This window comes from Mixta sp., assembly GCF_024610815.1.
Taxonomy (GTDB): domain Bacteria; phylum Pseudomonadota; class Gammaproteobacteria; order Enterobacterales; family Enterobacteriaceae; genus Mixta; species Mixta calida.
The window spans coordinates 1-8,443 of the sequence record NZ_JANION010000061.1; the positions used below are offsets into that span (position 1 = coordinate 1).

Sequence of the window (8,443 nt, forward strand, 5' to 3'; positions counted from 1 at the left end):
CACCCCGAATGAGCTGTTTTACCCTTATTTTCAGCCGGACATTGATTGTCCGGTTTTTTTTATTTCCCGCTATATTGTCATTTTTTGTAAAGTTAATCACCTGAATTAACGTTCGCGCATTGCCTCTTTCACTTTATTCAGCGGCTTAATCAAATAATCCATCACCGACTTCTGCCCGGTTTTAATTTCCACGTTCGCCACCATGCCTGGCACAATCGGGAATTTACGTCCGGCGCGATTAACCAGCTCCGCTTTTTGCGTACGCACATAGACGCGATAATAGTACTGATCGCGTTTCACCTCATCCTGCAACGTATCAGGTGATACGGTTTCCACTTCACCCTGCAGATCGCCATAGATAGAGGCGTCATAGGCGGTGATCTTCACCACCGCCGGCAGACCGGGACGGATATAAGCAATATCGCGCGGGTTAATGCGCGTCTCGATCAGCAGCTGATCTTCCAGCGGCACAATTTCCATCAGCTTGCCGCCCGGTTGCAGCACGCCGCCGACCGTGGTGATCTGTATATCCTTAACGATGCCGCGCACCGGCGAGTAGAGCGTGGCGCGCGTCAGCTGATCCTCTTTACCGGTCAGCACCTGCAGCTGCGCGTCCAGCTCGGCGTTGTTTTTCACCTGTTCTTCGCGCGCGCGCACCGCATATTCATTGCGCGCCTCATCGATTTTGCCGCGCAGCTCGCTGACCTGACGACGCAGGCGGATCACCTCCACCTCCCCCGCCGCGCCCTTCGCCACCAGCGGTTCAGTCATACGCAGTTCGGCCTGTACCAGCTTCAGCGACTGTTGCAGGTTGCTGACGGTTTCCAGCAGGTTGCGCCGCCGCGACTCAAACAGCTGCGTTTCGCGCGCCACCAGCTCCGGCTCCTGTAAGGTGTCGGCGCTGAACTGCAACGGCGCGCCGGTCAGCTCGGCGCGCAGCCGCTCCGCCGAAGCGCGCAACGTGCGCACTTTCGCCTGCGCCTCGCCGAAGTTGGACTGAAAGCGCGTCGGATCGAGGCGCGCCAGAATCTGTCCTTTGGCGACAATATCCCCTTCATGCACGTTAAGCTGGTTGACGATGCCGCCGTCCAGACTCTCGATCACCTGCGCGCGCGTCGAAGGCGTGACCTTGCCAGTGCCGACCGTCACCTCATCGAGAACGGCGAAGTGCGCCCACACCAGAAAAATCAACAGCGCCGCGCTGCAGATCCAGATAATCAGCGACGTATTGCGTTCGCGCTTTTTCAGTTCGCGTTCTACCGTCACCTGGCTCATGCCGCGTCTCCTTTCGTCGGTTTTACCGCGCCGGCGGCGCGCAGTATGTCATCGCGCGGGCCGTCCGCCACAATACGCCCGTTATCCATCACCACGATCCTGTCCACCAGCTTCAGCAGCGCCGGACGGTGCGTGACCAGCACCAGCGTGCGGCCGCTCAGCCAGCTTTTCATCTGCCGAATCACATGCTCCTCCAGCTGCTCATCCATCGAGGCGGTCGGCTCATCCAGCAGCACCACCTGCGGCTGACGCAGGATCATGCGGCTCAGCAGCACCATCTGCCGCTGTCCGCCCGACAGCCCGCGTCCGCCTTCGTTGATAATGCGATCGAGGCTGGCGGCGTCCTGCTGCACCAGGCTCAGCGCCCCGCTGACGCGCAGCGCCTGCAACATCTCCTGCTCGCTGGCGTGCGGGTTGCCCAGCATCAGGTTCTGGCGCAGCGTGCCGAAAAAGAGCCGCGAATCCTGCGACAGCCAGCCGAGCTGCCGCCGCAGATCGACCGGGTCGATGCGGCTGATATCGACGCCGTCGACGATCACCTTGCCCTGCGACGCCTTCGCCTGCCCTGCCAGCAGCTTCAGCAGCGTCGATTTGCCGGCGCCCACCTTGCCCAGCAGCGCGATGCGCTCGCCCGGCTTGATCTGCAACTGCGCGATGTTCAGCACGTTTTTGACATTCTCATCGTCATAGGTGTACTGCACGTTGCGCAGATCGTAATGGCCGGTCAGCGTCGGACAGTGCGCCATTTCCGCCGCCTCCGGCTGGTCGAGCGGCTTTTTCAGCAGCTCGTCGAGACCGGTCATGGCGCTTTTGGCGTGCTGCCAGCGCGAAAAGATCATTGTCAGCTGCATCAGCGGCGCGATGGTGCGCGAGGAGAGCAGGCTGCTCGCCACCAGCGTACCGGTGGTGATATCGCCCGCCAGCACCAGATAGGTGCCGAACACCAGCATTCCGGCGTAGGTCAGCTGCTGCACCGAGGAAGCCCAGCCGGTGAGCCGCGCGCCCCACAGGCGCTGTTTCATGCCGATGGCGGCGCTGACCTCGTGCGTCTGCTCCCACTGCCGCTGAAAATAGGGTTCCGCCTGCAGCGCCTTGATGTCTTCGACGCCCTCGATGGTTTCCACCAGCACCGCGTTGCGCAGCGCGCCTTCGCGCAGCCCCTCTTTCGCCAGCCGCGCCATCGGGATCTGCACCAGCAGGCCGGGGATGACGATCAGCGGGATCGCCAGCAGCGGGATAATCACCAGCGGCCCGCCGATAAAGCCCATAATGAACAGGAACAGAATAATAAAAGGGATATCCGCCGCCGCGCCGACGGTGGTCGAGGTGAGCAGCTCGCGCACCTGGTCGATCTCGCGCAGCTGGGAGATAAAAGAGCCGGTCGATTTTGGCCGCGCCTCGTTGCGGATATTCATCGCGCGCGCAAAAAGCATCGACGAGACTTTCAGATCGATGCGCTTGCCCATCAGATCGGAGACCTGGGTGCGCATTAGCCGGATCAGGTACTCAACCGCCGCGGCGATCAGCACGCCGACGAACAGCACCCAAAGCGTCGGCTCCGACTGCGCCGGGATCACGCGGTCGTAGATCTGCATCGAGAACAGGATGCCCGCCAGCGCCAGCACGTTGCCGACCACCGAGGCAAGAGAGATCTCTGCGATGCGCCGTCCCATGCCGCGAAAGTTTTTCCAGAACCAGTGCTGTTCGTAAGGCCGTACGAACTCATCGATGCGTGCGTCGCGGCCGCGCGCCGCCACGCCGGGCACCGCCACCTGCCCCTGCGCCTGCGCCAGCAGCCCGGCCAGTTCGCTTTCGCGCACCACGTCGCCGCCTTCGCTCAGCCAGTAGCGCGCGCGTCCGTCGGCGTCGATCCCTTCCACTACCGCCACGCTGCCGTTCTCCAGCAGCAGGATCACCGGCGTCACCTCCTGACGCCAGCGCAGCTTTTCACGCGGCGTCATGGTCAGGTGCAGGCCCAGCAGACCCGCCAGACGCTCCAGCTGCTGTTCCGGCGCCAGATGCTCAAACCAGCGCATCTGCTGGCGCAGCGTTTTTCCGTCAGCGGGCTTGCCGAAGCGGGCGGCGACCCGCAGCATCGCCGCAATCCAGTTTTCGGTCGAGGTTGTCATAGTAGCTGCCTTATTCATTTTTTATCGCCCGCGTCCTACTGCAATGAAGGAAGCAGATCGCCGCTGTTCTTTTCACGATCGATGCCCATCATGTCGAGCAGATTATCTACCGCCGCGGCATAGCGCACCGTGGCGTTCCAGCCGTCGTAGAGCGCGCTGATGCGCATGCTGTCGGCCTGAAACACATCCTGCTCGACGCTGAGCAGGTCGTTCAGGCTGCGTTTGCTGAGCCGGTATTCGTCAGCGTAGACCGAGCGGGTATGCTCCGCGCTTTCCAGCTGCGCTTCGCCTGCCTGCTGGCGCTGCTGCGCGCCGATCATATCGGCGTAGGCGGTGGAGGCGTGCTGGTTGATATCGAGCTTGGCGCGCTGAATCTCCGCCTGCGCCGCCTCGCGTTCCGCCTCCGCCGAACGGGTTTTGGCGTTGACCAGCCCGCCCTGGTAGATGGGCGCCTCTACCCGCAGCTGCAGTTCGTCGTCCCAGTAAGAACGAGCGTCGTTTTCATAGCGAGTGCGCCCCGCCTCAACCTTAATTGTCGGCCAGTGATTCGACGCCGCCTGGTTGATACGCTCGCGCGCCGCCTCCTGTCTCGCCTGCGCGCTGCGCACCGCCGCGCTCTTTTCATAGGCGATCTTGTCCAGCGTTATCTGCTGTTGCAGCAGCGTTTCCGGCAGCTCCGGCAGGTTGTCGGAAACCACGCCGGTCAGCACGGTGAGCTGCGCCTGGGCGGAGCGCTGCTGGGCGCGGTACTGCTCCAGCGTGGCGCGCATACCGGCCAGACGCGTGCCCGCCTGCAGCACGTCGGATTGGGAATTCAGTCCGGCGTCGGCGCGTAGCGTTGCGATTTCGCGCACATGCTCCAGCGAGGCGATGTTTTTGCGCGCCGACGCCACCAGCGCCTGATAGCGTTTGACTTCCAGATAGGTCTGCAACGTATCGGCGGCGACGGTGGTCATGGTGTCGAACAGGGCGAAACGGTAAGCATCCGACAGCGCATGCTGTTCATTGATGGCGCCGCTGGTGCGGCCAAAGTCGTAGAGCAGCTGGCTCAGCGTGACGCCGCCGGAGGCGCTGTTGTTGAGGCTGCCGGCGGAGTCGGTCTGATGCGAACGTCCGCCGGTGCCCTGTAGCGAAATCTGCGGATACCAGGCGCTTTTCGCCGCGTCCAGCTCCGCCTCGCCGACGTTAATCTGCGCGGCGGCCTGCGCGATCTGCGGGTTACGGGCGAAGGCGCGCAGGATGGCGTCGCGCAGGGTCAGCGTGGCGATCTGCTCTTCAGTGGGCGCGGCGCGCCAGTTAAATTCGGCTTTAGGCTCTGACACGGCCCAGGCGACATGCCCCGCGCAGCCCCACGCGGCGCTCAGGCAAAGAGAAACAAGGAGTTTACGCATGCAGCTCGATCAACCTTTTTATTATTCGTACGCGTGAGGCGGGACCCGTTCCCTCGTGCGATACTCATATCCGGTAAAATAACATCACGAATCATTACCGAATTCCATTCATTTTATTAATCAGTTGCGTAATTTTGCCGTCAGCTATTTTGCGGTATAAATCACATTCTCACTAACTGGTATAAAGGCGCCAGTTAAAGGACAAAGGCAGCACAAGGCCGCCTAAGTCATTAAAAAAAACAACTTTGTAACATTACTTGAATATTAAAACGAACTAAACATTATTATCAGACTACCGGCTGTAAATGCTGCTGTTGCAGCAGCTCGGCCAGCGCATTTTCCGTGGTCGGCGCATGGTGAGCGGCATCCTCGCTTTGCGCCGTGCTGTAGCCGACAGCGGTCACGCCGTGCCACATATCCGCCGGAGCGGGCGGCAGCGCCGTTTCCTCATTATGGCCTGAGGTTTCTGCGCCGGTGGTTGCCTGCGTATCTGTTCTGCTCTGGGCGTCAGCATCGGTGGCGGTTAAGCGATCCACCAGCGCGGCAAGCGAGGGCTGGCTGGCGCTGTGCAGACCGAGCGACGCCGTATCCAGCGGCTGGGCGCCATCGTCAACGCCCACGGTTTCCGTGGCGGTCAACGTTGCCGCGTGCATGGCCAGCGCGTCGGAGGCGTCATGACTCTGCGTCGACTGAACATCGCTAAAGGTCATCGCGCCATCGGCATCCACGGTAATAATCTTCGCCTGCACCTGGGTCACATTCGAGCCGCTCCAGCTCAGCCAGTCGCTCATCGTGGCGACGACGGTATAGCTGCCGGGCCCGAGCGCCTCCACATCGCTGGCGGGCACGGTGACCTGCCAGTGGTTATCGTAGCCCTGCCCATCTTCGCCCGCCTCAACGACAGAGGTGTAGGTTTTGCCGTTCAGCGTAACGTACACCGTTGAGCCAATGCCCAGACCCTCGCCGGAGGAGCGGGAGGAACTGATAATCAGATCGCTATGCTTTTCCGCGCCGCTGAGATGGTTGTCGCCGCTGATCGGATCAAATTCAAACATCATGGGATAATGATAGGGATAGCTGCCCGCCGCCGTTTTAATCACGCGCGTAGCGGCAAACTGATTGCCGTCCTGATCCTGGTAGCTGATGGTAATATGGGTCGTGGTGCCGTTTTTGACGCTAAACAGATCGGGAACATTGACGCTCCAGACGCCCTCGCTGGTAACGGTGCCGAAAAACACCTTGTCCCCGGCGGTCAATTTCACCGTACTGTCCGCCGGAATGCCGGTAGCCTGCCCGGTAATATAGAAAGGCGCCGCGATTTCACCATCATCCACGTTGTTGTCGCCGGAAATCGTATCGATGGTTAACACCGGCGTTTCGTTGCCTTCGCCGTTATGGTTCAGCGTCAGGGTTTTCGCCACCTGCGCCACTTCCTTCGCCCCACCGTAGAACGCGGTGGCGATCAGCGTAATCTGGCCGTCCGGCAGCGCCTGTACATTTTCCTTCGGCACGGTAATCACCCAGCGGCTGTCGGTGGTGGTTTTGGTGCTGTAGGTGTGGCCGTTCAGCATCACCTGCACCTCATGTCCGCTGTCGATATAGCGGCCCCAGCCGGAAATCAGCAGTTCGCCGCCGCGCTCGACGGCGCTCAGCACGTCATCGCCGGTGACTTTATTCACCGCCAGCGTCGGTACCTTATTGCTGCTGTTGGTTAACGTAAACTGGGTGCTGACGTGATGATCCACGCCCGCGCTGTCGGTATGATCGGCGGTGACCGTCACTTTGCCGCCGGGAATGGCGGCGATATCGCTTTCCGGCACGGTGACGGCCCACATACCGTCGTTACCCAGCGTACCGCTGTAGGTTTTTCCATGCAGGGTGATCAACACGGTGTCGCCTGGCGTTCCCTGATACGCGTAGCCGGAAATGACCGTAGCGTTGCCGTGCTCATTATTCGTGATGGCGTTGTTGACTGAGATCGGATTAAACGCCAGATCGGGGTCCAGTACGGTAAAAGTCTTGGTCTGGGTGCTGTTCACGCTTTCGCCCGTGTTCAGCGTGGCGTTAATCGAGGCGATCACCGTATAGCTGCCGGGCGGCAGCGCCTGTACATCGCTGGCGGGCACGGTAATCTGCCAGTGGTTATCATAATTGCCGCCTTCCACCACGCCGGTATAGGTTTTGCCGTTAAGCGTGACGTAAACCGTCTCGCCGAAGCCAAGGTTTTCACCGGAGAATTTCGAGCCGGTGATAATCAGATCGCTGCGCCCTTCCTGCGCATCGACCTTGCCGTCAACGCTGATGGTATCGATCTGAAACGCCATCGGATATTTATAAGGGTAGCTTGAAGGCACCAGATGGATTTCACGACTGGCGGCCACCTCATTGCCGTCGCTGTCCTGCCAGCTGACGACCGCATGGGTGGAATTGGCGTTTTTGGCGTTATACAGCTGTCCGACTTTGACGCTCCAGACGCCGTCGCTGGTCACTTCGCCATAAAAGACTTTATCCGCAATGGTCAGCTTAATGCGACTGCCTGCCGGAATGTTGCTGGCATGGCCGGTAAGGAAAGTCGTGGCGCCGATTTCATAGAGGCTAATGGTGTCATCTGCGGATACGGTATCAATCTCCAGCGACGGCGACGCCTTGCCCGCGCCCTCGTTATTCAGCGTCAGGGTTTTCGCCACCTCTGCGACGCGCGCCTCATGGCCGAGCGAAGCCAGCAGCGTGATCTTTCCTTCCGGCAGCGCCTGCACATCTTCCTGCGGCACGCTGATGGTCCAGCGGCTGTCTTTGGTGGTGGTGGCGTGATACTGATGGCCGTTCAGCGTTACCGTGACCTCATACCCTTCGCCGATATTGCGGCCCCAGCCGGAAATCAGCAGATCGCCGCCGCGTTCGACGGCGCTCAGCACATCGTCGCCGGTCACCTTGTTAAGAAACAGCGTCGGCACTGACGGACTTGCGGTGCCCGCCAACAGGTTAATCTGGCTGGTGGCCTCGTGCGCCACGCCCGTACTGTCGATATGAGAGGCGTTAACGGTCACTTTGCCGTTGGGGATTTGCGCGATATCGCTTTCCGGCACGGTAACGTACCACATCGCATCATTGCCCAGCGTGCCGCTGTAGCTTTTGCCGTGCAGGGTGACGGTAACGGTGTCGCCTGGATTACCCTGGCGCACATAGCCGGACACCACGGTGGCGTTGCCATGCTCGTAATAGCCGATGGTGTTATCGATGGAGATCGGGTTGATGGTGATCGTCTCGTCCGCTGCCGCCGCCGCGCGCGTCGGGGCGTCATCCTGTTGATAGCTGGATAAGGATGTCGTCGCCGCGTGCGACGAGGCGGTATCCGTTTCAGCCGCGAGACGGGTCACCAGGGTAGCGTCAGAAAAAGGAAGCGCAGCGGCGAGCCGCTGACGATCGGTGGTGTTGGCCATAATAAATCTCCTGTGGCGCCAGATGAAAAATTGCCGTGGACAGACGCACCCTGCGGCCGCAGCCGGGATGAATTGCACAGCTTTATTTATCCTTTCAAAACCTGAAAGGGAGGATTGGCGCGCACCAGAGCTGAATCAGCCCAATAACCAGGCAATGAAACATTACCTAAAAACGGTTAGTTACCGTCATATGCGACCAGATATAAAG

General features: G+C 60.4%; 5 protein-coding genes. 1 reads left to right on the forward strand and 4 read right to left on the reverse strand.

Annotation, left to right across the window (positions count from 1 at the left end; genetic code table 11):
• Positions 1-105: 105 nt before the first annotated feature.
• The 4 genes from MYY08_RS03740 to MYY08_RS03755 form a co-directional block, all read right to left on the reverse strand.
• The gene (locus MYY08_RS03740; protein WP_038625147.1) at positions 106-1,275 is read right to left on the reverse strand and encodes a beta-barrel domain-containing protein; all 1,170 of its coding nucleotides are present in this window, start codon (positions 1,273-1,275) and stop codon (positions 106-108) included.
• Entirely contained in the window at positions 1,272-3,404 is a 2,133-nt protein-coding gene (locus MYY08_RS03745; RefSeq protein ID WP_038625145.1) for a type I secretion system permease/ATPase, read from the reverse strand. Before MYY08_RS03745 ends, MYY08_RS03740 begins: the two co-directional genes overlap by 4 nt.
• Before the next feature lie 35 nt (positions 3,405-3,439).
• Positions 3,440-4,795, reverse strand: a complete 1,356-nt coding sequence (locus tag MYY08_RS03750) for a TolC family outer membrane protein (protein ID WP_288013263.1) — start codon at positions 4,793-4,795, stop codon at positions 3,440-3,442.
• A gap of 287 nt (positions 4,796-5,082) precedes the next feature.
• Positions 5,083-8,235: a hypothetical protein gene (locus MYY08_RS03755; RefSeq protein ID WP_288013265.1), complete on the reverse strand. Its 3,153-nt coding sequence runs from the start codon at positions 8,233-8,235 to the stop codon at positions 5,083-5,085.
• A gap of 22 nt (positions 8,236-8,257) precedes the next feature.
• Between MYY08_RS03755 and MYY08_RS03760 the strand changes: the two genes are divergently transcribed.
• Positions 8,258-8,443 (forward strand): hypothetical protein (locus MYY08_RS03760; RefSeq protein ID WP_288013268.1); only part of this gene is annotated, 186 nt, incomplete at its 3' end.